Below are 23696 nucleotides of genomic sequence, written 5' to 3'. Positions count from 1 at the left end.
AGCGAAAGTCCATTGATCCATCAGAACTTTGTGATGGTCTTGCCAAGGTTACTGGGCCATAGCGTTGGCCCATGGCCACTGAAGCAATTGCCCTCGACGCGGGTTCAAAAGCCCGCCGCGGCTTCCTGCTGGCGTTGGGCGCGTATCTCCTGTGGGGGTTGCTGCCTTTCTACATGAAGGCGGTGGCGCATCTGCCGCTTGCCGAGGTGATCGCCCACCGCATCGTCTGGTCCGTGCCGATCGCCGCGGCGGTCCTGGTCTGGGCCGGCCGCACGGCGGACTTCAAGGCGGCAATTCGCTCCCCCCGCACCATCGCCATGGCGGCGCTGACGGCGGCGCTGATTTCGGTCAACTGGGGCATCTATGTCTGGGCGATCGCCGTCGATCGCACCGTCGAGACCGCGCTTGGCTATTACATCAACCCGCTGGTCAACGTTGTCGTCGGTGCATTGCTGCTTGGCGAACGACTCGACAAATTGCAGATCGCGGCGGTGGCGCTTGCGGCGATCGCCGTGGCGGTGCTGACAATCGAGGGCGGCAAGCTACCTTGGGTATCGCTGGCGCTGGCCTTCTCCTTCGCCGCCTACGGCTTCTTCCGCAAGACACTGCCGATCGGGCCAAGCCAGGGCTTTCTGCTCGAAGTGCTTTTGCTGTCGGTGCCCGCTCTGTTCTATATCGTCTACCTGATCGCGACCGGACAGGATCATGTCGTGTCCAGCAACGGCACCGATACGGCATTGCTGATCGGCTGCGGCCCGGTCACATCGGTGCCGCTGCTTCTGTTTGCGTTCGGCGCCAAGCTTTTGCGCCTCTCCACCATCGGCATTATGCAATATATCGCGCCGACCATGGTGTTCCTGATCGCGGTCCTGATTTTCGATGAGCCGTTCGGCACCACCCAGGCCGTTGCCTTTGCCCTGATCTGGACGGCCTTGGCGATCTATTCCTGGTCGATGCTGATGACGGCCCGCCGGGCTGCTGCCCGATAGCTTGGGCGCAGGATGTTGCCGATGGTTGCCGCTACAGCCCCCGGCCAAGCCGTCTGACGAACAGATAGGTGGCCGCGGCGATGGCTATTGACACCGCCGTCACCACCCAGAAGCCCAATGGCGTGTCGACAAGCGGCAGTCCGCCGACATTCATGCCGAACAGGCCGGAGATAATGGTCATCGGCAGCAGCACGGCCGTCATGACAGAGAGAACATAGAGCAACTGGTTCGACTGCATGGTCAGCTTGGCCATCAGCTCGTCCTGCAGAAGCCGCGTGCGCGCCTGCAATTGCTCGCCGTCATGGTAGAGCGTCTGCGCCCGGTGCGAGAGCCGGGCCGCCATGTCGTTGATCGAATCCGGCAATTCGTCGCGATGCGAATGGTCGAGATGCCGGAACAGGCTGGTCAGCGTTGCCATCTGCCGGTGGATGACCACCAACTGCCGGCGCGCCTCGACCAGCGCTTGCCGTTCATTGTGCCATGCGTCGCGCACGACGCGGTCCTCGATGCCATCGAGCGTGTCGCCGAGCTTGCCGAGTTCGATCGCCATGCCATCAAGCGACTGGCCCATGACCGCCTCGATCAGGTCCGACGGCGAGCGGAATTTCCGCGATCCGCTTTCCACCACCTTGCGCACGGCGTCGACCGACTCCAGCGGCTGCTTGCGGGCGCCGATCAGCATCGTGTCGTTGAAGGCGAAGCGGAAATGAACGAGCCCGCGCGCCTCCGAAAAATCGTGCTTGAGGTCCGGCAGATCGCCGTAGAGCCAGCCATCCTCATAGTCGATGTGGCAGCCATGGCTGGGGGCGAGGAAAGCATCGCGTGCCGGGGCCGGCAGAGCCTTCTCGGCGCCAATTTCCTGGCGAGCGTGGAGATCGGTGATCTGGTAACTGCGCCATGTCCATCGCGCCTGCGCGGGATCCTTCGTTCGGGAGCCTTCCGCCGTGAAATGATAGCTGAAGAACAGCCCGTGCTCATCGGGGAGATAAGGCGACAGGTCGGTGCCTTCCGGAGCGAGGGCGATGTCCATGGGCAGTGCCAGATACAGGTTTCGAGCGCAGCGCCGCGTTAGCGGCACCTCACCGCGATTTCTAGCATGCGCGAACCTGGTTCCGTGTGACGCTTTCTTGACAGCAGATCACAGTGTGTCGAGCAGGGAGAGGCCTCAATGCATCACTTGCAGTCATTTTTGACGCTTGGATGGACTGCGCATCCATCGCAACGGGGTCGTCAATCGTCGCCAACTCGACGATGCCAAAAGTACGGCGCGCTTGGAAACGAAACGGTTTCGATCGTGCGCCAATGCGTTCCGTTCGAGGCCGAGCTCTTGATAGGCGCGGCTGATTGCGTCGCGTTCGCCGCGTAGATGGTCTGCCTCCGCGGCCACGGCGGCGCCCACGACATCGCATGCGTCATCGAATTTCGCTCGCATCAGGTCCAGCTCGTCGCGCAATTCCTGGCTGTCGCCTTCGTCTGCCATGGTACATAGAATGTCGTAGGCGGCGCGGACCAGCGGTGTCACATTCCGATGGCTCCGCAATTCCACGATTGTTGCCCGTTCATGATGCAGGTCCGCTGTCAGGAAACGCCCTATCTCCATCTCCGCCTGGTCGGAAGGTATTGGCCAGGTGATGGCGGTCATCTCCGCCGCAACGTCGACATGATGTCGCCAGTCGATCAGGAAGCGTTCGTGGCGAATGAAACAACGTGGCATGTGTCGCGAATGAAATTCCGCATCGAGCACGTGCCTGAGCCAGAGCAAAAGGGATTTTGCCAGGGGCAACCCATCCCGCCGCTCCAGCGAGCAAGCGACCTCGAGAGGGTTGCGGAGCGGAAGCAGGGCCACCGGGTCGATCTCCATCTCGGCAAGGATCGATGACATGAACGGAACGAACCGGCAGATCCTGGGATCCTTGATGAAAAACAGCGGTTGATCGCCAAACTCGCTTGCAAGGATCGCCTTGATCTTGTGGCGGTGACGCTCCGCCGCAGGCGATTGCAGCCATTGCGGATCAAGCGGCCGCCAGTCATGCCACGAGGACGCCGCCGCCGCTAGCAGCTCATTATTAGCGGAATTGAGCGGGGCGCTTTCCCAGTACCCCCTGGGATTGTTGCCGTCCGCGCGCAATGGCTTTTTGGGAGGGGCTGATCCCAACGCGGCGATGGTGCCGGCAAGCATCGAGGTTCCGCTGCGGTGCATTCCAAGCACGAGGATCGCTTTTCTCCGGGAGTGGCGCGCGCGGCCCGGTATCGACGCGGCCGGACGCGGGGCTTCCCGCAAGGGTAACCGGGCTTCAAGCCATTCGCGTATTCCCGCAGGCAACGCCAGCGTTCCGTCCAGGATAGGGTTCGCTGCAGCGGAACCCTCGTTGAACAATCCATGATAGTGAATATGAACCAGCCGGGCCGGGTCTGGCGCCGTGGCGGGATTGAAGTTGTGAAGCGGAAAATTATGGGTCGCCGGTAAAAGCCGCACGGAATGGTTTCCGGCAACGGCTGCCAGTGAGAAGGCGGCCTGGCTTGTGCCCCAGAAGGCCGTGGCATCTCCCTGCAAAATGCCGGTCCCGGTGTTGTAGACTGGCTCGGCGCCGGCCCATGGTTTCATATTGGCGTCCACCAACCTTCTGAAAATGTCCTCGGTGCGCTGAAAGAGGCCACTCGCCCTTTTTGCGGCGATGAGCCCGCCATTGTAGCTGGCGCGAACAGCCAGGCCGTTCACGCTCGTGCGCACGATGGGCAGGTGTTCGTAGTCGACACCGGCAAGGGCGCATAGCTGTCTCCAGTAGGGGTCGAACGGGTCACCAGGGCCTGTGGTGCACATCCCCTTGCTGTCCACCGGGCGGGCGGCGGCGGAGCACGTGCCCAACGAGAAGTCGGGCTCCGCGATGAATATCGCATCGCTGTCAAGCTGGATGATGACCGGCGGTCCGGCCCGTCTTTCGGCGTAAGCGAGGGAATGTATCCGGTATGAGGGGCCGTATTGCGGACAGCAGCTGTCGATCTCGATGGGCAGATAGTCCACGCCCAGTTGCTGGAGCCGATCTACCGTCGACGGCGAGGGACGGCGGCTGCTTCTGGGTGAAACCACCGTTATCGGGGATTGCGAATAAGAGCCGGCGAAACACCTTATGCTTTCGCATAGCAGCAGGGCCTGGGCCTCGAGAATGCCAGCTTCGGCAATCAGCACGAACTCGACGTCGTTTTCGGCTTGGGGTCTGTCGACGGGTTCTTCGCGCGGTAAAGGAGATGGCCGAGTGGAAACTGCCGGGCGCTCGTTCCCGCCGACGCCGATCTTCTGGATGATGATTTGTTCTCCCCGGTACAACTCGCGGTATTGGCCGGCATGCACCGACAGGAAACTGTCGATCCCGAGTTTTGGACGCTCGACCTTGCTGGCAAAGAACGTCCATTCGTAATCGTCGAAAATGACGATCCCGCCATCCTCTACCATCGGCCAGCATAGCACCGCATCCGACTGGACGTCGGCACTGTGATGGCTGCCATCAACATAGACGAGGTCGAAACGCCGCTCGTCGGTGATCAGGCGGGCCAATGCCTGGGACGAGGGGCTTTTGATCGTCTCGATCCGTTCGCCGAACGCGGCGAGATTCTTGTCGAAGCGTTGCTCGACATGCGCAAGCTGGTCGCTCCACTTCCGCCGCTGGGTGTGTTCAGGACTGCCACCGAATGTATCGATGCATGTGAGCCGGCACTTGCCGAAATAGTTGAGAAAGAAGAGCGCGGAACGGCCCTCCCAGGAGCCGATCTCCAAGACATCGAGGGGCTCGTCGCGGCGCGACCGGAGCAGTGTGGCCCATAGGGGAAAGAAGCCCGAAGTCCAGTCGGTCGAAAGGCTCTTGCCGGCAAACCACGCAGAATAGTCAGGGTCCATAATTTTCACTCTTTACGGCGGAGATGGCACTTTCGGTTTCCAGAAGCGGTCCAGTCATCCGCCTGTTTTGGGCAGCCACGCCTTGAGCCTGATCGCCAGCCGTTTTGTCGCCGCACCCGTTGCGGCGCGCCAGTCGAGCGGCCAGCACAGATGGCAGACGCGCAGCTTCCCCGTGAGGCCCGGCGGCGGGTTGGCGAGCATGCGCGCGATGATGCCATGGGTCAGCTGCCTTGCAGCAACCGCATCCTCCGTGCGCCTGAAGGGCCGCGACGCTGCAAGGAAGGCCTTGAGTACGCCAAGCAACTTGCTGTAGGCGGCGGCGCGTCGGTCGACGGCGATCACTTGCCCGCGGATGAACCGGGTGAGATCCTGGGCGAAAGCGTCGTCATAGAGGTCATAGGTCAAGCCAAGGCGAGCCCATGATGCCTGGCGGATCGGATGCGTGCGATTGCGGGCATTCGCTGCATTTGTCGCGGTCAGCCCGAGTGCGTTCAGCCGGTAGCGCGTCAGCGGTTCGGCAAGATTTCGCGCCCGGCACAAAGGCAGCATGTCGAACCACAGATAATGGTCCTGCGAAACCAGTTCATCGATCCTGTAGCGTCCGGCGGCCTCGAAGCAACCCCGGCGGTAGGCGATCGTCGAATGGTAGAAGGGATTGTGGAACAGGATCGTCCAGCGAATCTCCAGATCCGTCTCGGGCATGCGTTGCGCACCCACGACGCGGTCAGCTTCGTCGATCAGCGTCACCGCGTGTCCAACGAGGCCAAGCTCGCTGTCCTCGTCCAGCGCCGCGACCAGTCGTCCGACATGCGTCGGCTCGGCGACATCATCCGCGTCGAGGCGGAGGATGATTTCGCCTCGGGCGGCCTCGATGCCGCGGTTGGCGGCGGCGGCGGTACCGAGATTGGTTGGATTGATGATCAGCCGGATGCGCGGATCGCGACGTGCCAGCTCCTGGAAGACCGCGTCCTGGCCGGTCCCGTCATCGACGATAATGAGTTCGAGATCGTCGAATTCCTGGGTCAGGATGCTGTTGACCGCGGCATCGAGAAAGCGCTGGTCCGTATAGACGGTCATGACGACGGAAGCGCGTGGAGCGCGCTCCGCATCGCCGCCTCTTCTGTGCGCCACCGTCAACTCCCCTTTGCCCATCTTCCCGATAACCAATCAGGAGACTCGCCGCAAATGGAAATCGCCGGAGCGTCCCCGAACGCTAAATTGCCGCTCGACCGGTGGCTGTCGGAGAGCGCCGTCCGATGCGATTCACCGCTTCGGCCCAAATCCCGGATAGGGATTGAGCGGCACGATCGCGGCGATCTCCATCATGCCGGCCTTAATCAGCGGCAAGGTAGCGAGATGGCCGCGCACCTCGGCATCGTCGGATGCCTCGAACATCATGCCGCTGCCGGGAATGTCGCCTCGGTTCCAGACCTGGCGCACCGCGCCTTCGGCGTAGAGCGTGCGCCTTTGCTCGGCCTCGCTCGGCAGAAGCGGCGCAAAGTCGGCGTCGCTGAACTTTGCGGTGTTACGGGTGAGAAGGGTAAAGAACTGCATTTCGGTCTCCTTTGGTGGGATGGCCGACCATCGCCTCTGGCTGGTCAGACTGTCCAAGACTGATTAGGCTAAAGTTGAGACCTGATGAGACTAGGTATTTTGGAGAAAAAGTGTTCGACCTGCGCCAGATCCGGTATTTCGTCACCGTTGCCGAGACCGGCAATGTCGGCCGCGCCGCCGAACTGCTGCATATCTCGCAATCGCCACTCAGCCGGCAGATCATGCAGCTCGAGGAGCAACTGGGCTTTGCTCTGTTCGAAAGGGCAAAGCAGCGGATCCATCTCAATGCTGAAGGTCGCGCCTTTCTCGCCGAGGCCAAGGCGCTTCTCGCCGGCGCGAAGCGGCTGGAGATGTTCGGCCGTGACCTCGCGACCGGCGCGACCGGCCGCCTTGCGATCGGCTATGTCGAGGGCGCGGTGCATGCCGGGCTGGTCGCCGGCATGCTCAGGCAATTTCGACGAGAGCGGCCGCAATTACATCTCAGTTTGATGAGCCTGCGCTCTGCCGCGCAGTTGGAGGGGCTGCGCCAGCGCACGCTCGATCTCGGCCTGGTTTATTCCCCGCCGTCGGCCGACTATCCCGAAATTGCCGCGATGCTGGTCCGCCGCGAGCCGTTGGTGCTGGCGATACCCGAGGGCGATGCGCTCACGGCTGTGGCCGACATCCGCCCGCATCATCTCGATGGACACACCTGGATAACCGTGGTGCGCCAGCCCGCCGATACCAACCGCGGCCAGTTCCTGGCCGCCTGCATCGAAGCTGGCTTCGTGCCCGACATCGCTTACGAGACGGCCGATCCCTTGACCTCGCTCGGCCTCGTCAGCGCCGGACTGGGCCTGGCGACGGTGCAGGAGAGCCTGCGAAGCGTCGCGCCGCCGGGGATCGTTTTCCGCGACCTTCCCTGGTTCAAGCGCAGCGTGGCCATCCATCTCGCCTGGCGGCGGCAGGATGAGCGTGCGGTGATTGGAGATTTGCGGCGGGCGGTAGGGCGGTAGGTGCCGTCTTCCCTACTGCCCAATTCCCTTACATCTTGTCTATCACCGACTGCACGCCCTCGGTCGGGGCGTCGACGGAGGAGCCTGCCACCATGATGGCTGCGACGATGGCCTCGGGATCGTCGACGACCAGCGGCTTGACCCGTTGTGCGGTGTGAATAAAGCCTTCCGCCGCCATGTGATCAAGCAACGCCGTCATCGGGTCCCAGAATCCGTTGACATTGCCGAAGACGATCGGCTTGCGGTGATGGCCGAGTTGCGCCCAGGTCATGATCTCGACGATCTCCTCGACTGTGCCGATGCCGCCAGGCAGCGCCACAAAGGCGTCGGATTTCTCGAACATCTTGTGTTTGCGCTCGTGCATGTTGTCGGTGATCAGCAATTCGTCGAGCCGGTCAAGTGCGGTTTCGGTTGCTTCCCTGTTGATCAGGAAGCGGGGAATAATGCCCGTGACCTTGCCGCCGGCCTTGAGCGCGCCGTCGGCGACGGCGCCCATAATGCCTTTGGTGCCGCCGCCATAGATCAGCCGCAGGCCCGCTCTGGCAATTGAACGCCCAAGCAGGTGTCCGGCCTTAGCATAGACTTCATCGCGGCCCGGAGACGAGCCGCAATAGACGCAGACGGATCGAATCGTATTCATACGGATGATTGGTGATTGGGTCTGAAAGCGCGGTCAAGCCCCAAGGGTTGACAAGCCCGGGCTTTTTCTTGCCGGCCCGTTTTTCTTGTCGACATTGGGAAAACACGCTAGACCGGCATTAGGTGGCTAAGGGGTAGGGAAATATGGCAATTAATCCATTGAAGGCGTTCCTGTTCGCGGCGGGTGGGACCGTCGCGGCCGCGGGAACCGCCTATGTATCGGGCGCACTCGACCCGTATCTTCATCCAGCCGCCCCGGCGCAGGTCGCGGCCCTCACGCCTCCCGAGGCGCCGAAACCGGCTGATCCCGGCACGGAAGGACGACTGCCCGCGGCGTCGGTGCCGGTCGCTCCCGCCGCGGCGCCACAGACAGCGGCTCCAGCCGCGCCTGCAACGGAGGCCACGCCCCCAGCCGCGCCCGCTGCCAATGCGGCGGCGCCCGTTGCGCCGGCAGCGGCCGGCCCGATCGCGCCGACTTTCGATGTCGTGCGCGTCGAGAGCAATGGTTCGATCGTGGTTGCCGGCAATGCGGCACCCAATTCAAAGGTGGAGATCCTGAACGGCACGAGCGTGATTGGCTCGACCTTGGCGGGTCCGGATGGCGCCTTTGTCATCGTGCTCGACGATCCGCTGAAGCCCGGCGACTATACGATTGCACTGCATTCGACGGTCGGCACGGTTGTGACTGCCTCGGCGCAGACCGCCGTGGTCTCTGTTCCGGCCAACGCGGCCGGTCAGGTGCTGGCCATGGTCGAGGAGCCGGGCAAGCCGGCCGAACTGCTGACAGTTCCGGCACCCGAGACCAAACCAGCCGCGCCTGCTGGAGATCAGGCAGCCGCTCCCGCTGCTCCGCCACCAGCCGCACCCGCACCAGCCGTCGCGGAGGCAACACCGCCCGCCGCGGCGGTGGGCGAACCCAAGATCGTCGTCGAGGCGGTGGAGATAGACGGCAACAAGATCTTTGTCGCCGGCCTCGCCGATCCGGGCCGCAAGGTGCGCGCCTATGCCAACGACATCCTGCTCGGTGACGCGCAGACATCGCCGGATGGTCATTTCCTCGTCGAGGCAACGCGCGACATTCCAGTCGGCAGCTACACCATTCATGTCGACGGCCTCGATGCCGATGGCGTGAAGGTTGTGGCTCGCGCCGCCGTGCCGTTCGAGCGCGAGCCGGGCGAAACGGTCGCCGCCGTGGCGCCCGCCGGAACCAAGCCAGCCGAGAGCAAGCCGGCCGCGCCGGCCGCCGCGGAAACTCCTGCCGCTCCGGCTCCAGTTGCGCCCGCCACCGAGGCTCCGGCCGTCGTGGCGGAAGCCACGCCGCCAAGCGACGTGCCGGAGGTCGTATCGCCCAAGCTCGAACATGCCGACGGCGCCGTCGTCATCCGCCGCCACGATACGCTGTGGCGGATTTCACGACGCGTCTATGGCCACGGCGTGCGCTATTCCACCATCTACCTCGCCAACCAGGACCAGATCAGGAATCCTGACCGCATCTGGCCCGGACAGGTGTTCAAGGTCCCGGGAAAGTCCAAGGAAGGCGAAGCCGCCGACCTCAAGGCGATGGGCGAGCAAGCGACCACGGCTCCGCCAAAGACGCAGTAGAAGCCCACATCGATCAACTGGCATTGCCCACGCGGTTGGAGTGAAGCGCAAAACCGGTTGCTCCCGGATCGCCCAGATCAGGGCGGAGATTCATGCTCGGGATGAGATAATCTCCGCCATTTTGCCGACGGTAAGGGATGGGCGGTATCGTCGCCAGTGTCCGCATCCTGTCACGCAGGCGTTCGGCCACGGGTTCGAAGCCCGCCTCTTCGAGACGATCGACCTTGTAGACCACGAATGGCGGAAGAACGTCGTATCCAGGGTAGTAAAGGATCCCGTGATTGATCGGGAACAGCAGGTCATCGATGGGGCCGTTGATCCCGCGCGGCGTATAGTGCTCCTCCCAGCCTCCGGCGGTCACGATCAGCATCGCGCGTTTTCCGACAAGGGTACCCTCGCCATAGCGATCTCCCCAGCGCCGATCGCTATGCTCACCGACGCCATAGGCGAATCCGTAGGCGAACACACGGTCGACCCAGCCCTTGAGGATCGCCGGCATGGCGAACCACCAAAGCGGGAACTGCAGGATCAAGGTGTCGGCCCACAGGAGCTTCTCGATCTCGGCCTTTACATCCGCGGTCAGCGTGTTGGCCTCGAAACCCTTCTTGGAAGCCGCGACCGGGATGAGCCGCGCATCGGGTTCCAGTGATGGGAAGTCGGCGCGGTCGACTTCGGACTTCCAGCCATCGGCGTACAGGTCCGACACGCGCACCTCATGCCCTTGAGCCTCGAGTTCCTTGACGGCGACGTCGCGAAGGGCGCCGCTCAGCGAGCGGGATTCAGGATGAGCGAAGACAAGCAGCACTTTCATGGGTCAGATCCAATATTGAGGAAACTGACGGGAAGGTAGCCAATGGCCGTTCAATCCACTATATGCAGGTAATGCATAAAATTATGCCGAATAATGGATAGGTCGGACATTACATTCGAGCGCATGCGCACCTTCATTCGCGTGGCCGAGCGTGGCAGCCTGTCGGCGGTCGCGCGCGAATTTGGTGTCGGCCAGTCAACCATCACGCGGCATGTGCGGGAGCTCGAGGAAGCTGTCGGCGTGCCTTTGCTCAGTAGGACGACCCGGCGTGTCACGATGACCGCCGAAGGCAGCCGCTATTATGCCAACAGCGTTCAGATCCTGCGTCTTGTCGAACAGGCCAGCGATGAGGCCCGAGGCACGCGTGGCGCGCCCGCCGGCACGATCCGGATAAGCTGTACGGCGGCTTTCGGTGTCCTGCACGTCAGCCGGCTGATCTTCGCTTTTCAGGACCGTCATCCCGACATCGGAGTTGATCTCAGCCTCACGGACGAGCGAGTGGATCTCGTCCGCGAGGGCGTCGACATCGCGCTTCGGCTGGGGCCGCTCACGGACAGTTCTTTGAAGCTGCGGGCCCTCGGCCAGTCGCGGCGTCTGCTCGTGGCATCTCCGGATTACCTGGCGGCGCGGGGACGACCGGCCGTTCCTTCGGATCTGTCTCGGCATGAGGGCATCCGGATGTCGAACGTGGCCGGCAGCGAAACGCTTGCGTTGCAGGGCGCGGGCGGCGAACGCCACACCGTGCCTTTTGCGGGGCGACTGCGGATCGATCACGGGCTTGCCGCGCGGCAGGCCATGGTCGCTGGTCGAGGCATCGCGCCGGCGCATCGATGGCTTGTGGACGATCTTCTGGCGGCGGGCCTCCTCGAGACGATCCTGACGGATTATTCGCTGCCGTCCGTCCCATTGAACATGTTGATTGTCCCGGAGCGCGCGGGCGTCGCAAGGGTCCGCTTGCTGGTCGAGTTCCTGACTGAACAGATTGCCGCCATTCCAGGGATCGAGAAATCCATCTCGGGGCATTAGCGCGATACGATCTGCCCGGAAGAGCAGCTTGCGGCGGTGACGTTCATCGTCTATCGCCGATGAACGATGACAGAATCCACCCTTGAACCAGACCGCGTCGGCAGCGTGCCACCCGACCGCATCCGCGACAGTCGCGCTGTCGCGGCGCGATTCGCGGCGCTGTCGCATCCCGCGCGTATCGAGATACTGAAGCACCTCTCGGCCAGCAATTCGTGCTGCTGCCGCGAGGTCGTCGATCGTTTCGATCTGGCGCAGTCGACGGTCTCGCAGCATCTGAAGATACTGGTCGAGGCCGGCCTTGTCCGCTTCGAGCCCGACCGCCAGCGTTCCCGCTATGCCGTCGATCGCGCGGCCCTCGCCGAAACATCGGCATCGCTGAGCGCACTCGTCAATTCCTGCTGCTCCGGCCGCTGACCCTCCCACCCAAAAGGCAAGAAAAGTGGCCGAAAAAACCGTCTCCGCCGAAACTTCCACCCTGACGACATTGCGCAATCTCTGGCCCTATATGTGGCCGGCCGACCGCGCCGATCTCAGGGCGCGCGTCACCTGGGCGACGCTGCTGCTGGTCGTTGCCAAGGTGACACTGGTCGCCGGTCCCTATTTCTTCAAATGGGCGACCGATGCGCTGGCTGGTGGGTCCAGAACGCCGCCGCCATTGCCGTCCTTCCTGCTTGCCCCGGTGATGCTGGTCATTGCCTATAATGTCCTGCGGCTCGTCCAACTCGGCTTCAACCAGCTGCGTGATGCGCTGTTTGCACGGGTCGGCCAGCACGCGGTGCGCCAGCTTGCTTTCCGCACCTTCGTCCACATGCACCAGCTGTCCCTGCGCTTCCACCTGGAGCGCCGCACTGGCGGCCTGTCGCGCATCATCGAACGCGGCACCAAGGGCATCGAAACGATCGTGCGCTTCATCATGCTCAACACCGCGCCGACCATCCTTGAATTCGCGCTGACCGCCGGCATATTCGGTTTCACCTATGGCTGGAAATACGTGGCTGTGGTGGCAGTCACCGTCTGGCTCTACGTCTGGTTCACGGTCAAGGCCAGCGACTGGCGCATCTCGATCCGCCGCGACATGAACGACAGTGACACCGACGCCAACACCAAGGCGATCGACTCGCTGCTCAATTTCGAGACGGTCAAATACTTCACCAATGAGCGCATGGAAGCCGAGCGCTTCGACCGCTCGATGGCCCGCTACGAGGTCGCCGCCACCAAGACCTGGACCTCGCTCGGCTGGCTGAATTTCGGCCAGGGTGTCATCTTCGGCATTGGCACGGTGGTCGTCATGTGCATGTCGGCACTGGAGGTGCAGGCCCACACGCAGACCGTCGGCGATTTCGTCTTCATCAACGCCATGCTGGTGCAGCTTTCCGTGCCGCTCAATTTCATCGGCTTCATCTACCGCGAAATCCGGCAAGGTCTGACCGATATCGAGCACATGTTCGATCTGCTCGACGTCCCGCAGGAGATCGTCGACAAGCCCGACGCCAAGCAGCTCGCCGTCGGCGCCGGCAAGGTCGAGTTCCGCGACGTGCATTTTTCCTACGATCCCAACCGCAAGATCCTGAAAGGCGTCTCCTTCGAGGTGCCGGCCGGCAAGACTGTCGCCATTGTCGGGCCGTCGGGCGCTGGAAAGTCGACCATTTCGCGCCTGCTGTTCCGCTTCTATGACGTGCAGGGCGGCCAGGTGCTGATCGACGGCCAGGACGTCAGGGACGTTACCCAGGATAGCCTGCGCGCGGTGCTCGGCATGGTGCCGCAGGACACGGTGCTGTTCAACGATACCATCGCCTACAACATCCGCTACGGCCGCGTCGGCGCGAGCGAGGAGGAGGTGCGCAAGGCGGCTGAACTCGCCCAGATCGGACCGTTCATCGAAAAGCTGCCCGAAGGCTACAAGTCGATGGTCGGCGAGCGCGGGCTGAAACTATCAGGCGGCGAGAAACAGCGCGTCGCGATCGCCCGCACCATCCTGAAGGCGCCGCCGATCCTGATGCTCGACGAAGCGACCTCGGCACTGGACAGCCACACTGAACAGGAGATCCAGGCCGCGCTCGACCTCGTCAGCAAGGGCCGCACCACCATTGTCATTGCCCACCGTCTGTCGACGGTGATTTCCGCCGACGAGATCATCGTGCTCAAGGACGGCCAGATCGCCGAGCGCGGCACCCATGTCGAACTGATGCGCAAGCACGGCCTCTACGCCTCGATGTGGGACCGCCAACGCGAGGCGACGGAGGCCGAGGAGCGCCTGCGCCTCGCCCGCGAGGGCGACGAGCTTGGAGTCATCGTTCGCCGGCGCACGTCGGAGGTAAATTGATTTTGTGCTTGACCTCAACTTAAGTTGAGATCGTACGCCGATCCTGGAGCCCGCAAACACCATCATCCAGGAACGGAACAATCGAAATGAACGACATAAATCAGACTGTTAACGGCGGCAGCGTGTTCAGGGTGGACAAGTTCGTCGTGCCGGCCGCGGCCCGTGAGGAGATCCTCGTCAAGGTCAGGACGACGCACGAATTGTTGCGCCAGCAGCAGGGCTTCGTGCAGGATTTTCTGCTCGAGCAATTTTCGGGGCCGGGCGAATTCAACTTGGTGACGATCGTCGAATGGGAAAGCCAGGCGGCTGTCGACAAGGTCGTGCCGATCGTCAAGGCCGCGCATGAGCGCGTCGCGTTCAATCCGCAGGAAACGATCGCCAGACTTGGGGTGCGCGCCGACATCGCCAACTATCAGCGGATTCCAGAGGCTTAACGCATGTCCCCCAAAAGTGTGTAGCGGTTTTCGGGCAACGACATACGCAAACAAAGAAGGTTAAGGCGCGTCGACGCGACGTGCTTTAACCTGGCCAGCCGACACCGGGTGCCGGCGCCTCGACGCCGAGCACCTGGCCGGTGCGGGCGTCGCTGACCATGTGCTCGAAGCCGCGCCATTGCGCGGCGACGATGAACAGCGTTTGCCTATCCGCACCGCCCAGCATGCAGGCAAAACAGCCGCGATCGGTGGTGACGGTCTGCAACACCTCGCCGCCCTCGCGCACCCGCACGCAGTGTTTGTTGGGAACATCCGCGTACCAGACAGCGCCTTCGGCATCGAGGCAGATGCCGTCCGGATAGCCGTCGAGATCGGCCCAGACGCGCCGGTTGGACAGGATGCCGTCGGCGGCGATGTCGAAAGCGGTCAGCCGGTTGCCATGGGATTCGGCAAGGATCAGTGTCCTGTTGTCCGGTGTCACCGCCATGCCGTTGGCAAAGGCGATATTGTCTGCGACTTGCCGGGTCGCGCCGTCCGGCGTGATCAGCGCGATGGTGCCCGGGCCGAAATGCTCACGGGGCGCCGGCGCTGGCCCGCCGCCGTTGACATAGGCATTGCCGCGCCCATCGACGACAATCTCGTTCCACGGATTTTTCGACAAGCCGCGCAGATCGGCATGGGTGACGAGCCTGCCATCGGCCTCCTGCCGCAACAGCAAACCTTCGCGGCCTGAGACAACGAGCAGGCGTCCATCCGGTAACCAGTCGATGGAGTAGGGCAGGACGGCGGGCACCGTGAGCATGATCTCGCGGTTACTATCGGCATCAACCGCCATGATCTCGCCGGTGCCCCAGTTGCAGACCCACAGCCGCCCCTCATGCCAACGCGGCGACTCGCCGAAGGCGAGGCCTTCCGTGATGAGACGAGCTTTGGTGCCGGATGATATCCGCATGATCGAGAGTCTCCGTTGCGTACGTCATCGGCCCTTTGCGGGTGCGATGGCGGGTTTTCTCACCAAGGACGTACGAGAGGGCGGTTCGCCGACAGTGGGTTACTGCTTTTCGCCCAGGACGAATGTCCCCATCGTATGAGGGAGGCTCCAACCGCCCTCCTTGCCAGTGGTCTGCGGCGTAGGAAACTACGCGGATCGTGAATCCCCGGCTTTTCATGAGATCTGCTCCGCGCAGGCCGGAATCTTGACGGCTAAGGCGTAGGGGCGCAAGCCGACCGTGACTTCCAGAAATGCGGAGCGCACGGCTTTCCGACGCCCGGTGGGTGTGCTCGTTCGGCCGCGCCTCGGATTGTCGCGTTGCGGGCAGGGGGTGTTTCGGCTATTGAGGCCAAACCTGAAACAGGGACCGCCCCCATCCCATGAGCCTTGTCGACACGGTCAAGAACGCGTTCGTACCGATCCATCGCGAGGGCTATCCCTTCATTGCGGCTTTTGGCGCGGCGACGCTCTTCCTTGGCTATTTCTCCTCGATCCTGTTCTGGATCGGCCTGATCCTGACCGCCTGGTGCGTCTATTTCTTCCGCGATCCCGAGCGCGTCACCCCGGTGGACGACCGTCTGGTGGTGAGCCCAGCCGATGGCATCATTTCGGCGGTTGGTCCGGCCCTGCCGCCGCGTGAACTCGGCCTCGGCAATGTCGAGATGACCCGCATCTCGGTATTCATGAACGTCTTTTCCTGCCATGTGAACCGTTCGCCCGTGCGCGGCCGCATCGCCAAGATCGAGCATCGGCCCGGAAAATTCCTCAACGCCGAGCTCGACAAGGCCAGCACCGAGAACGAGCGCAACGGCCTGGTCATCGAGAGCCCCAACGGCACGGTGGCCGCCGTCCAGATCGCCGGCTTGGTGGCGCGCCGCATCGTCTGCTGGGCCGAGGCCGGCGGCTCGATCGGCACCGGCGAGCGGTTCGGCCTGATCCGCTTCGGCTCGCGCGTCGACGTCTTCCTGCCCTTGACCGCGACGCCTCGTGTTGCCGTTGGCCAGACGGCGGTCGGCGGTGAAACAGTGCTTGCCGAATTCGGCGGTGTCGTCGGCACTCCCCTTGTACGGATTTCCTGAGCCTTGGGCGCGCCGTTCAAAAAGTTCGAGGCACATGCCAGCGGCGGTCCGCGCATCCGCGAGATCCCGATGCGAATGGTGCTGCCCAACCTCGTCACCGTGCTTGCCATCTGCGCCGGCCTGTCCGGCATCCGCTTCGGCTTTGAGGGCCGCTTCGAACCGGCGGTGGTGATGGTGCTTCTGGCGGCCTTTCTCGACGGCATCGATGGCCGCCTGGCGCGCATGCTCAAGGCGACCTCCAAATTCGGCGCACAGATGGATTCGCTGGCCGACATCGTCAATTTCGGTGTTGCCCCGGCCTTGGTGCTCTACGCCTTCCTGCTCGACCGCGCCGGCTCGCCGGGCTGGATCGCTGCTCTCCTGTTCGCCATTGCCTGTGGGCTGAGGCTCGCCCGCTTCAACGTGCTCGACGATGACAAGGCAGAACGCCCCTTGTGGCAGTCCGAATATTTTGTCGGTGTGCCGGCACCGGCGGGCGCGGTGCTGGTGATGCTGCCGCTCTATCTCTATTTTCTTCGGCTCGGGGTGGAGCCCAGCCGTCCGGCCGCCTTCGTCGCCACCGGCTTCACCATCCTGGTCGCCTTCCTGTTGGTCAGCCGGCTGCCGGTCTATTCCGGCAAGAGCATCAAGATCCCGGGCGACAGGGTGCTGCCGGTCATCCTGGCCGTCGTGCTCTACGTCCTCCTGCTGATGACCTATCCCTGGTACACGCTGACGGCGTCGGTCGCGGGCTATCTGATCTTCCTGCCCTTCTCCGTGCGCGCCTACTCCAAGCGCGCCAAGCTCGAGGGCGAGAAGGTACCGCCTTCGGACATAGGATAGGCGCTAAAGGCGCAAGCCGCAAAGCAACAGGTCGGCCCACGCCGAAGCAAAGCGTTCATCGCTGATGTCGATCGAACGCTCGCCCCAAATCACCTCGAAGACGCGGAACATGGCGACGCTGCCGACGATGACAGCGGCGACAGCCTCGCTGTCATGCGGGCGCAGTTCGCCCTGGTCCTGGCGCTCCCGCAGCCATGCGGCGACGGCAAGGTAGGTGCTTTGCATGATTTCGCCACGCGCGGACGCCTTCAGTTCAGGAAAATGCTCCAGGTCGCGCCAAAGAATCCGGAGCATATCGCGGTTGGCGCCGAGCTTTTCAAGCATGCTCTCCACAAGCCGCCGCGAACTTTCGTCGATGGAAAGCGTCGTCTCGCCAAGTTCGGCACGGCCTTCCCGTGCGGTGCCGACAAACTGCTCGATCGCGGTGGCGAGCAGGTCCTCCTTCGAAGGGAAGTGCTTGTAGAGCGCGCCGGAACCGCGCGACAGGCCTGCCGCCTCCTGAATATCGGGAACGCTGGTCCGATCGTAGCTGCGCTCGGCAAACAGGCGGATGGCTTCACGCAGAATGCGTTCCCGTCCGGTCGATGGCGGTTTCATGGCGGATGCCGGCTCCATGGCTGCGGTGGAGGACTCTCAAGGGAGAGTAACACTGAGCGTAAAATCGCAAATGGCTCTAGCCTGCGGTATTGCAATGCGGATCGACTCCCGCGTGCCTGTGTTGTTCGCAAAGCCACGACCTCCAGGTCCTTTCCCCGAACCGCTCGCTGGTTTCGACCAAACCCATTTTGAAGCTCATCCTGCGGCTGACCGGCGTTGGCAGGATGAGGCGCCGGAGCCCGAGGGCATCGCGGTATTGCCGAGCGAAACTTGAGAAGGGCATCATATCGGGCCCGCCGATCTCAGGGCGAACCCCGCGCTTCCCGTCATTCACCGCCTCCACCAGATAGCGGGCCACGTCACGCGTATCGACGGGATTTGAGAGCGAATTCGGCAACGGCCAGATAGGCAGCCATTTCAGCCCACCGAGCATCTGTTCCAAAAGATAATAGAATGGCGCCGCGCGAATGATTGACCAGGGAAGCGAGGAATCCCGCACCAGCCGTTCGCCAGCCAATTTCGCCTTGGCATAGGGCAGGCCGCTGAATTCCAGGCCAACGATCGACACGAAGATGAAGTGGCCGACATTGGCGCGCAGCGATGCTGCAAGCAGGAGCCGGGTGCCCTCGACATCGACGCTTGTCGGGCTGAACCACAAGTCGACCGGCCTCATGCCGCGCTTGGCGATGGGCGAAAGGGTGGCGGCATGGATCACGGTGTCGACACCATCAAGAGCGCTGTCGATGCCTTCGCCGGTTGCCAGATCGCCCGGCGCCCACTCAAGGGAAGGATCGTTCGTCGGCTTCCTGGCGAGCAATCTGACTGTATGCCCGCCATTGGACAACGCCGGCACGAGATCGCGACCGAGGTGACCGGTCCCTCCGGTGACAAGGATCTTCGCCATACAGCTCTCCTTTCCGGGTTGGGAGCATCAATTAAAAATGGTGAGTGAATAATCACTCACCATTTTTGTCAATTCCGTGGCGCGATCGTTTTCAGAGGTCTCTGGGGGAGGGAAGATGTGAATCCTGCGGGTGATCGCCGACTTGTTCCGCGGCCACAGGATCTAGCGGGCAACGCTACGCCGCAGCACTCAATCCCAGCCTGTCGATTGCCAGCTTCCTGGTCGACACATAGTCGGTCTTGCCGGAACCGAGCACCGGAATTTCCTCCACCTTGACGATGTCGTTCGGCACCATCAGTTCGGCTGCCCCGGCCTTTTTGCCAAACTGGCGCAGTTCTTCGGGATTGGCATCGTCGGCGGTGGTAACCAGCACGATGCGCTCACCACGCTTCTTGTCCGGCACAGCGACCGCCGCGTGGCGCTCTTCCGGCCACAGTGACTGCACCAGCATCTCGACCGCGCCCAGCGACACCATCTCGCCGGCGATCTTGGCGAAACGCTTGGCGCGGCCGCGAATGCTGATGAAGCCTTCGCGGTCGACGGCGACGATATCGCCGGTGTCGTGCCAGCCGGTCAGAGTCTGCAGCTCGCCGGGACGGTCCGCTGTCATGTAGCCCATCATGAGGTTTGGTCCGTCGAGCCACAACTGGCCGGCGTCGGTTATACCCTCGACCGGCTCCAGCCTCATGCGCATGGCCGGTAACAGCCGCCCGACCGTACCGTCGCGGCCATGGATCGCGGTGTTGACGGCAACGACCGGTGCGGCCTCTGTCAGCCCGAAGCCCTCGATGATTTCGGCCTGGAAGCGCTCGCGGTAGACGCGGCGGGTTTCCGGCTTCACCGCCTCGGCACCGGCGACGACGAAGCGCAGGCTGGAGAAGTCGCCGTCCTTGGCGGTGCGCGCATAGTTGGCGAGGAATGTATCCGTGCCGAACATGATCGTCGGTTTCACCTTGCGCGCGATCTCGGGGATGATCTTGTAGTGGAGAGGCGAGGGGTAGAGGAACAGTCTTACCCCGGTCACCAGCGGCAATATGGTGCCGCCCGTCAGGCCGAAGGAGTGGAACACCGGCAGTACGTTGAGCAGGATGTCGGCCGGCGAAATGGTGATGCGCGCTTCGGCCTGCATGGCGTTGGCGAGAAGGTTCTTTTGCGACAGAACAACCGCTTTCGGCGTCCCTTCCGAGCCCGAGGTGAACAGGATCACCCCCGGCTTGGCCGCATCCTGCCGTTGCAGCGGCAGGCGCCAGAGCAGAGCGGCGGAGAGCTTGTCCAGGGCGGTGACGCTTTCCCTCAGGTCTTCCAGCCACAGCAGCCTGGCGCCGCCCTTCTCGGCCGCGGCGACGATATCGGCAAGATCGGCCTTGTCGACGAAGGTGCGCGACGAAATGACGGTGCGGATGACGGCCGTGCGCACGGCGGCGGTGACGCTTGCCGGCCCGGCCGTGTAGTTGATCATCGCCGCGACTCGTCCGCCCGAGAGAAGGCCGACCAACGACAGCACGACGCCATTGGCGTTGGGCAGCATTATCCCCACTGCCTCGCCCGGTGCCGTCGCCGCCTCGAAGCGCCTGCCCAATACGCGCGCGCCGATGAACATCTTGCGATAGCTTAGCGCGCCCGAAATGACATCCTCGATGACCGGATGCGAGGCGCCGACTCTTGCCGCCGCATCGCGCATGGCCAGGAACAGGCCGCGATCGAGGTCGGTGCCAAAAAGCCTGGCCTCGGCGACGCGGTCGAACAGCGCATTGGTGTTCGAGGCCTGGTCCGGGTTGCGCGCCACAAGTTCGGCGATCGTCATCGGCTCCAGAACGCTGATCGACAGTTGCGGAAACCAGTGCCGTGGCGCCTTGTCCGCAGGCGTCAGCGACACAGGCAGGCTGCGTGCGCCGGCGACGAAGATCGGGACGATGCGGGCGTCGGCTTGCATGGCGATGCGGGTGACGGCGCGAAACAGGCGAAACGTCTTGACGTCAGGCTCGACCGCATCCGGCAGATAGACGGCGAGCCGGCCCTTGCCCTTCAGCACGCGCACCAGGCGGCGGCTGACGAAGACGTGCTCAGCATTGAAGGCAATGGTGCGGCCCAGTTCGCGCCAAGGCTCGAGCCAGGGCGAGCGTGCCGAGACCTCGTCGAGTATATGCAGCGTGTCGTCGGGCAGCAGCGACAGCATCAGCGGCGGCTCGAAACGCGACTGGTGCGAGATCACGTAGATTACCGGCACCTGCGCCTTGCGAGCGATCTTGATGCGGTTGTCGCTGATCCGGTAGGCGAGCTTGAACGGCACATAGAGCAGCGCCTGGGTGAAGCGCAGGCCGAGGCGGAATTTTTCCACCACGCCGATCAGCAGCCAGGCAGCAACAAGACCCGCAAGCAGCGCTAGTGTCAGGATCATGCCGCGTCTCTCCCAACAAGTTTTGTTATCGCGGCTCTTCCGCGGCCGCTTCGGGGCAGAGGGTAGCGGAAGTGGGCGTGAGGTCAATGTGGAAGAGGGGCTGTCCTTCTCCCTCCAAAGGGAGAAGGACAAGACCGTCATGCCGCCTTCAACCGCCCGCTGATGAATCGGAACTCCTGGGTCTTGCCGCCATAGCCATAGGCAGCGGCAGGTACTTCATGCACGAAGGCATAGCTTTCCTCATGCACACCACCCAGCAGACGGTCGAACGCCTCGAAGAGAGCCTTGAGATAGGCTTCCAGCTCGAGCTTGGTGTTGGTGCCGTCGACAACCTTGATATCCAGCCAGAACGTGTTGGAGCCATGCTCGGCCAGCGACTTGCCACCGGCGAACCAATGCTGCGGATCGATATAGGATACGGCAACAGCTGTGATGGTCGGATCCTTGCGCAACTGCTTGGCGGTGATCTCGGTTATTTCCCCGGCAACCCTGGCCGATAAAGCGGCGTCTGGCCTGCCGGTGAGGCTGATGTTGATGATGGGCATTTTCTTCTCCTGGTTTGAGCGGCGTCTGATCGCCGTTGGAGAGACCATGTCACCATCCTTGAATCAAAAAAATCGAATTGTTTTCAATAAAAGATTCGATATTCTCGAATTATGGAAGCGCTGGACCCGGACCTGCTCAAAACCTTCCTCGCTTTCGTCGACAGCGGCTTGCTTGCGCGGGCGGCGTCGAGTGTCGGCCGCTCGCCCTCGGCGGTGACGGCGCAGATGCAGCGGCTTGAGGAGGTCGTCGGCGAGCCGCTTCTGGCGCCGCAGGGGCGGGGTCGTGGGCTGACGCCGGCCGGCGAGGATCTCGTCGGTCATGCCAGGCGCATTCTTGCCGTTCATCGCGAGGCGTGGTTGGCGATGAAGGGCGCGCGGGCCGCCGGGCGTGTCGCCATCGGCACGACACAGGATTTCGCCGATAGCGGATTGCCGGACCTTTTGCGTGCCTTCGCCACCAGCCATCCGCGCGTCAGGATCGAGTTGCGCGTTGGCCGCTCCGCTGAACTGGGGCAGGCCCTGCAGTCCGGCAGCCTGGATCTTGCGATCGTCATGCGCCAGACGCCGGCACCGGATGAGGTCGGCGTACTGCGCGAGCCGATGATATGGCTGTGTTCACACAAGGGGCTGGCCTCGCGGCAAGAAGAACTGCCGCTGGCGCTGCTCGATCCCCATTGCGGTTTTCGCGAGGCCGCACTGGCGGCGCTCGATGCCGCCGGCCGCAATTATCGGATCGCTGCTGGAAGTGCCAGCCTGGCTGGGCTGCGCACCGCCGTTAACGCCGGCGTCGCACTGACGCTGCGCACCGCGCGCTTTGCTCATTCCGGAATCGTCGAGGCGCCGCGCGAGCTTGGCCTGCCGCAGGTTCCGATGGCGGAATTCGCGATCCGGTTGCGCGCCGGGGCCGATACTCCCGCGGGCGATCTGGCGACACTGCTCGGCGACAATCTGGCTCTGGCCGGATCGCTTGATTGATTCGAGAGGGCTCGAATCTCATCGACAAAGTGTAGAAAAGAAAAAGCCGACCTTACGGTCGGGCCTATTAGCAAAGAAAAAGCCGACCTTACGGTCGGCTTGGAGTAGGACGGGCCGAGGGGTTTGGGGGGACTTGGGGGGTGGCCCGTCGCATCAATAATGTCCGAGTCCGATGATGGTTCCGTGACTGTGTCACTTTTTCAAGAAATATTTGACGCCGAGCGTTGGGAGCGGGCCGACAGCCAGTCCCGGCCGGCATGGGCGAAGACCGCGCACAGCACGATGGCGCCGCCGATCATGCTGGCTTCTGGCGCGATCTCGCCAAGAAACAGGAAGGCAAACAGGATCGCGAACGGCACCTCGGCCGAGCCGAGCAGCCCGGATTCGGCCGCGGGGATAAGCCGCGCCCCCTCCGTCCAGAGGATCGACGACAGCGCGAAGGACGCACCGAAAGTGACGAGCAGCGCGACATCCCTGGATGAAACCGCCAGCGGGTCGGTGACAAACCAGCCGAGTACGAACAGCAGAAATGCCGATACCGCACCGGCCCAGACCACCGGCGTGTCGCGGAAGGCACGCACCATGATCATGTAAAGACCGCTGCCTATTGTCATCAGCAGCGCCAGCCCATCGCCGAAGAGGTGGCCGGTGCCGAAACCGGACCAGACCATGATCGCCACTCCGCAAAGCGAGACGGCGGCGGCGACCATCGTCTGCATCCGGAAAGGTTCGCGCGTCAGAACCCAGGCCAGAAGCGCGGTCACGAAAGGTGCGGTGGCATAGATGACCGCGACATTGGCGACGTATGTGAATTTGAACGCCGAAATGAAGGCAATGCTCGCCAGCGCCCCTTCCACCGCCAGCAGCCAGCCGCGCCAGCCAAGCCGCAGGCTCTCGCGCCCGCCGGATCGGCGTCGTCGCCACAACACATAGAGCGTGATCAGGATCGAGCCGACAAAACCGCGCCAGCAGATGATGGTCAGCGGGTCGGCATGGATCGATTTTGTCAACACGCCCGTCAGAGCAAAGACAGCCGCCGAACACGACACCAGGATAATACCCAATGTCCGCTCCGCGACCGTATCAGCAGGGGCTGTCGCATCAGTCATGCCGATAGCCT

22 protein-coding genes are annotated in these 23696 nt (G+C 63.0%); 10 read left to right on the top strand and 12 right to left on the bottom strand.

All coding sequences use genetic code 11. The annotated features are described in order from the left end of the window. The first annotated feature begins 71 nt into the window (after positions 1-71). Complete coding sequence (gene rarD / locus EB815_RS26790; protein ID WP_056563352.1) at positions 72-989, top strand: EamA family transporter RarD; 918 nt, start codon at positions 72-74, stop codon at positions 987-989. Positions 990-1020: 31 nt separating this feature from the next. Here the strand turns inward: rarD and EB815_RS26785 are convergent, their stop codons facing one another. The 4 genes from EB815_RS26785 to EB815_RS26770 form a co-directional block, all read right to left on the bottom strand. Further along, the gene (locus EB815_RS26785; RefSeq protein ID WP_056563349.1) at positions 1021-2019 is read right to left on the bottom strand and encodes a transporter; all 999 of its coding nucleotides are present in this window, start codon (positions 2017-2019) and stop codon (positions 1021-1023) included. Between the two features lie 153 nt (positions 2020-2172). Next, positions 2173-4881: a class I SAM-dependent methyltransferase gene (locus EB815_RS26780; RefSeq protein ID WP_056563346.1), complete on the bottom strand. Its 2709-nt coding sequence runs from the start codon at positions 4879-4881 to the stop codon at positions 2173-2175. 54 nt (positions 4882-4935) lie between these two features. Continuing rightward, complete coding sequence (locus EB815_RS26775) at positions 4936-6012, bottom strand: glycosyltransferase (RefSeq protein ID WP_162258865.1); 1077 nt, start codon at positions 6010-6012, stop codon at positions 4936-4938. A gap of 132 nt (positions 6013-6144) precedes the next feature. Next, positions 6145-6435 carry a muconolactone Delta-isomerase family protein gene (locus tag EB815_RS26770; protein WP_056563339.1) on the bottom strand — a complete coding sequence of 97 codons (291 nt, stop codon included), beginning with the start codon at positions 6433-6435 and terminating at the stop codon, positions 6145-6147. A gap of 110 nt (positions 6436-6545) precedes the next feature. Between EB815_RS26770 and EB815_RS26765 the strand changes: the two genes are divergently transcribed. Then, the gene (locus EB815_RS26765; RefSeq protein ID WP_056563336.1) at positions 6546-7430 is read left to right on the top strand and encodes a LysR substrate-binding domain-containing protein; all 885 of its coding nucleotides are present in this window, start codon (positions 6546-6548) and stop codon (positions 7428-7430) included. A 28-nt stretch (positions 7431-7458) separates the two neighbouring features. Here EB815_RS26765 and EB815_RS26760 read toward each other — a convergent pair whose 3' ends face one another. Next, on the bottom strand, positions 7459-8070 hold the full coding sequence (locus EB815_RS26760) for a TIGR00730 family Rossman fold protein (protein ID WP_056563334.1): 612 nt from the start codon (positions 8068-8070) through the stop codon (positions 7459-7461). A gap of 143 nt (positions 8071-8213) precedes the next feature. On the opposite strand from EB815_RS26760, the gene EB815_RS26755 reads away from it, so the two are divergent. Further along, entirely contained in the window at positions 8214-9671 is a 1458-nt protein-coding gene (locus EB815_RS26755; RefSeq protein WP_056563331.1) for a LysM peptidoglycan-binding domain-containing protein, read from the top strand. Positions 9672-9684: 13 nt separating this feature from the next. Here the strand turns inward: EB815_RS26755 and EB815_RS26750 are convergent, their stop codons facing one another. Next, positions 9685-10482, bottom strand: a complete 798-nt coding sequence (locus EB815_RS26750; protein WP_056563328.1) for an NAD(P)H-dependent oxidoreductase — start codon at positions 10480-10482, stop codon at positions 9685-9687. Positions 10483-10575: 93 nt separating this feature from the next. Between EB815_RS26750 and EB815_RS26745 the strand changes: the two genes are divergently transcribed. The 4 genes from EB815_RS26745 (at position 10576) to EB815_RS26730 (ending at position 14265) form a co-directional block, all read left to right on the top strand. Continuing rightward, on the top strand, positions 10576-11508 hold the full coding sequence (locus EB815_RS26745) for a LysR family transcriptional regulator (RefSeq protein WP_056563325.1): 933 nt from the start codon (positions 10576-10578) through the stop codon (positions 11506-11508). A gap of 66 nt (positions 11509-11574) precedes the next feature. Continuing rightward, a complete protein-coding gene (locus EB815_RS26740) occupies positions 11575-11922 on the top strand; it encodes an ArsR/SmtB family transcription factor (protein ID WP_056563322.1) in 348 nt (115 codons plus the stop codon). Between the two features lie 25 nt (positions 11923-11947). Beyond that, on the top strand, positions 11948-13831 hold the full coding sequence (locus EB815_RS26735) for an ABCB family ABC transporter ATP-binding protein/permease (protein WP_056563319.1): 1884 nt from the start codon (positions 11948-11950) through the stop codon (positions 13829-13831). Between the two features lie 86 nt (positions 13832-13917). Then, positions 13918-14265, top strand: coding sequence for a hypothetical protein (locus tag EB815_RS26730; protein WP_056563316.1), 348 nt, complete (start codon positions 13918-13920; stop codon positions 14263-14265). 85 nt (positions 14266-14350) lie between these two features. Here EB815_RS26730 and EB815_RS26725 read toward each other — a convergent pair whose 3' ends face one another. Continuing rightward, on the bottom strand, positions 14351-15217 hold the full coding sequence (locus EB815_RS26725) for an SMP-30/gluconolactonase/LRE family protein (protein ID WP_065004969.1): 867 nt from the start codon (positions 15215-15217) through the stop codon (positions 14351-14353). Positions 15218-15636: 419 nt separating this feature from the next. Here EB815_RS26725 and EB815_RS26720 point away from each other — a divergent pair, with 419 nt between their 5' ends. After that, positions 15637-16335 (top strand): phosphatidylserine decarboxylase, encoded by a 699-nt coding sequence (locus EB815_RS26720; RefSeq protein WP_056563311.1) that lies wholly within the window; start codon positions 15637-15639, stop codon positions 16333-16335. A gap of 3 nt (positions 16336-16338) precedes the next feature. After that, positions 16339-17157, top strand: a complete 819-nt coding sequence (locus tag EB815_RS26715; RefSeq protein WP_056563308.1) for a CDP-alcohol phosphatidyltransferase family protein — start codon at positions 16339-16341, stop codon at positions 17155-17157. Between the two features lie 3 nt (positions 17158-17160). Here EB815_RS26715 and EB815_RS26710 read toward each other — a convergent pair whose 3' ends face one another. The 4 genes from EB815_RS26710 to EB815_RS26695 form a co-directional block, all read right to left on the bottom strand. Continuing rightward, positions 17161-17754 carry a TetR/AcrR family transcriptional regulator gene (locus tag EB815_RS26710; protein WP_065004970.1) on the bottom strand — a complete coding sequence of 198 codons (594 nt, stop codon included), beginning with the start codon at positions 17752-17754 and terminating at the stop codon, positions 17161-17163. Positions 17755-17830: 76 nt separating this feature from the next. After that, positions 17831-18658 carry an SDR family oxidoreductase gene (locus EB815_RS26705; RefSeq protein WP_056563301.1) on the bottom strand — a complete coding sequence of 276 codons (828 nt, stop codon included), beginning with the start codon at positions 18656-18658 and terminating at the stop codon, positions 17831-17833. Between the two features lie 175 nt (positions 18659-18833). Continuing rightward, positions 18834-21056, bottom strand: a complete 2223-nt coding sequence (locus EB815_RS26700) for an AMP-binding protein (RefSeq protein WP_056563298.1) — start codon at positions 21054-21056, stop codon at positions 18834-18836. Between the two features lie 137 nt (positions 21057-21193). Continuing rightward, positions 21194-21601 (bottom strand): tautomerase family protein, encoded by a 408-nt coding sequence (locus EB815_RS26695; RefSeq protein WP_056565556.1) that lies wholly within the window; start codon positions 21599-21601, stop codon positions 21194-21196. A 111-nt stretch (positions 21602-21712) separates the two neighbouring features. On the opposite strand from EB815_RS26695, the gene EB815_RS26690 reads away from it, so the two are divergent. Beyond that, a complete protein-coding gene (locus EB815_RS26690) occupies positions 21713-22576 on the top strand; it encodes a LysR substrate-binding domain-containing protein (RefSeq protein ID WP_056563295.1) in 864 nt (287 codons plus the stop codon). A 200-nt stretch (positions 22577-22776) separates the two neighbouring features. Here EB815_RS26690 and EB815_RS26685 read toward each other — a convergent pair whose 3' ends face one another. Continuing rightward, a complete protein-coding gene (locus tag EB815_RS26685) occupies positions 22777-23685 on the bottom strand; it encodes a DMT family transporter (RefSeq protein ID WP_056563291.1) in 909 nt (302 codons plus the stop codon). Positions 23686-23696: the final 11 nt, after the last annotated feature.

The organism is Mesorhizobium loti (assembly GCF_013170705.1).
In the GTDB taxonomy this organism is placed as follows: Bacteria; Pseudomonadota; Alphaproteobacteria; order Rhizobiales; family Rhizobiaceae; genus Mesorhizobium; species Mesorhizobium loti_D.
Note: the sequence above shows the minus strand (reverse complement) of the source record. Positions and strands in the feature narration are given on the sequence as shown.

Excerpts from the sequence above, each read along its gene's own strand:
- EB815_RS26740 (WP_056563322.1), top strand. The coding sequence starts at position 11,575 with ATGACAGAATCCACCCTTGAACCAGACCGCGTCGGCAGCGTGCCACCC.
- EB815_RS26725 (WP_065004969.1), bottom strand. The coding sequence starts at position 15,217 with ATGCGGATATCATCCGGCACCAAAGCTCGTCTCATCACGGAAGGCCTC.
- EB815_RS26750 (WP_056563328.1), bottom strand. The coding sequence starts at position 10,482 with ATGAAAGTGCTGCTTGTCTTCGCTCATCCTGAATCCCGCTCGCTGAGC.
- EB815_RS26745 (WP_056563325.1), top strand. The coding sequence starts at position 10,576 with ATGGATAGGTCGGACATTACATTCGAGCGCATGCGCACCTTCATTCGC.
- EB815_RS26710 (WP_065004970.1), bottom strand. The coding sequence starts at position 17,754 with ATGAAACCGCCATCGACCGGACGGGAACGCATTCTGCGTGAAGCCATC.
- EB815_RS26770 (WP_056563339.1), bottom strand. The coding sequence starts at position 6,435 with ATGCAGTTCTTTACCCTTCTCACCCGTAACACCGCAAAGTTCAGCGAC.
- EB815_RS26690 (WP_056563295.1), top strand. The coding sequence starts at position 21,713 with ATGGAAGCGCTGGACCCGGACCTGCTCAAAACCTTCCTCGCTTTCGTC.
- EB815_RS26755 (WP_056563331.1), top strand. The coding sequence starts at position 8,214 with ATGGCAATTAATCCATTGAAGGCGTTCCTGTTCGCGGCGGGTGGGACC.
- EB815_RS26685 (WP_056563291.1), bottom strand. The coding sequence starts at position 23,685 with ATGACTGATGCGACAGCCCCTGCTGATACGGTCGCGGAGCGGACATTG.
- rarD (WP_056563352.1), top strand. The coding sequence starts at position 72 with ATGGCCACTGAAGCAATTGCCCTCGACGCGGGTTCAAAAGCCCGCCGC.
- EB815_RS26705 (WP_056563301.1), bottom strand. The coding sequence starts at position 18,658 with ATGGCGAAGATCCTTGTCACCGGAGGGACCGGTCACCTCGGTCGCGAT.
- EB815_RS26730 (WP_056563316.1), top strand. The coding sequence starts at position 13,918 with ATGAACGACATAAATCAGACTGTTAACGGCGGCAGCGTGTTCAGGGTG.
- EB815_RS26780 (WP_056563346.1), bottom strand. The coding sequence starts at position 4,881 with ATGGACCCTGACTATTCTGCGTGGTTTGCCGGCAAGAGCCTTTCGACC.
- EB815_RS26760 (WP_056563334.1), bottom strand. The coding sequence starts at position 8,070 with ATGAATACGATTCGATCCGTCTGCGTCTATTGCGGCTCGTCTCCGGGC.
- EB815_RS26720 (WP_056563311.1), top strand. The coding sequence starts at position 15,637 with ATGAGCCTTGTCGACACGGTCAAGAACGCGTTCGTACCGATCCATCGC.
- EB815_RS26700 (WP_056563298.1), bottom strand. The coding sequence starts at position 21,056 with ATGATCCTGACACTAGCGCTGCTTGCGGGTCTTGTTGCTGCCTGGCTG.
- EB815_RS26695 (WP_056565556.1), bottom strand. The coding sequence starts at position 21,601 with ATGCCCATCATCAACATCAGCCTCACCGGCAGGCCAGACGCCGCTTTA.
- EB815_RS26785 (WP_056563349.1), bottom strand. The coding sequence starts at position 2,019 with ATGGACATCGCCCTCGCTCCGGAAGGCACCGACCTGTCGCCTTATCTC.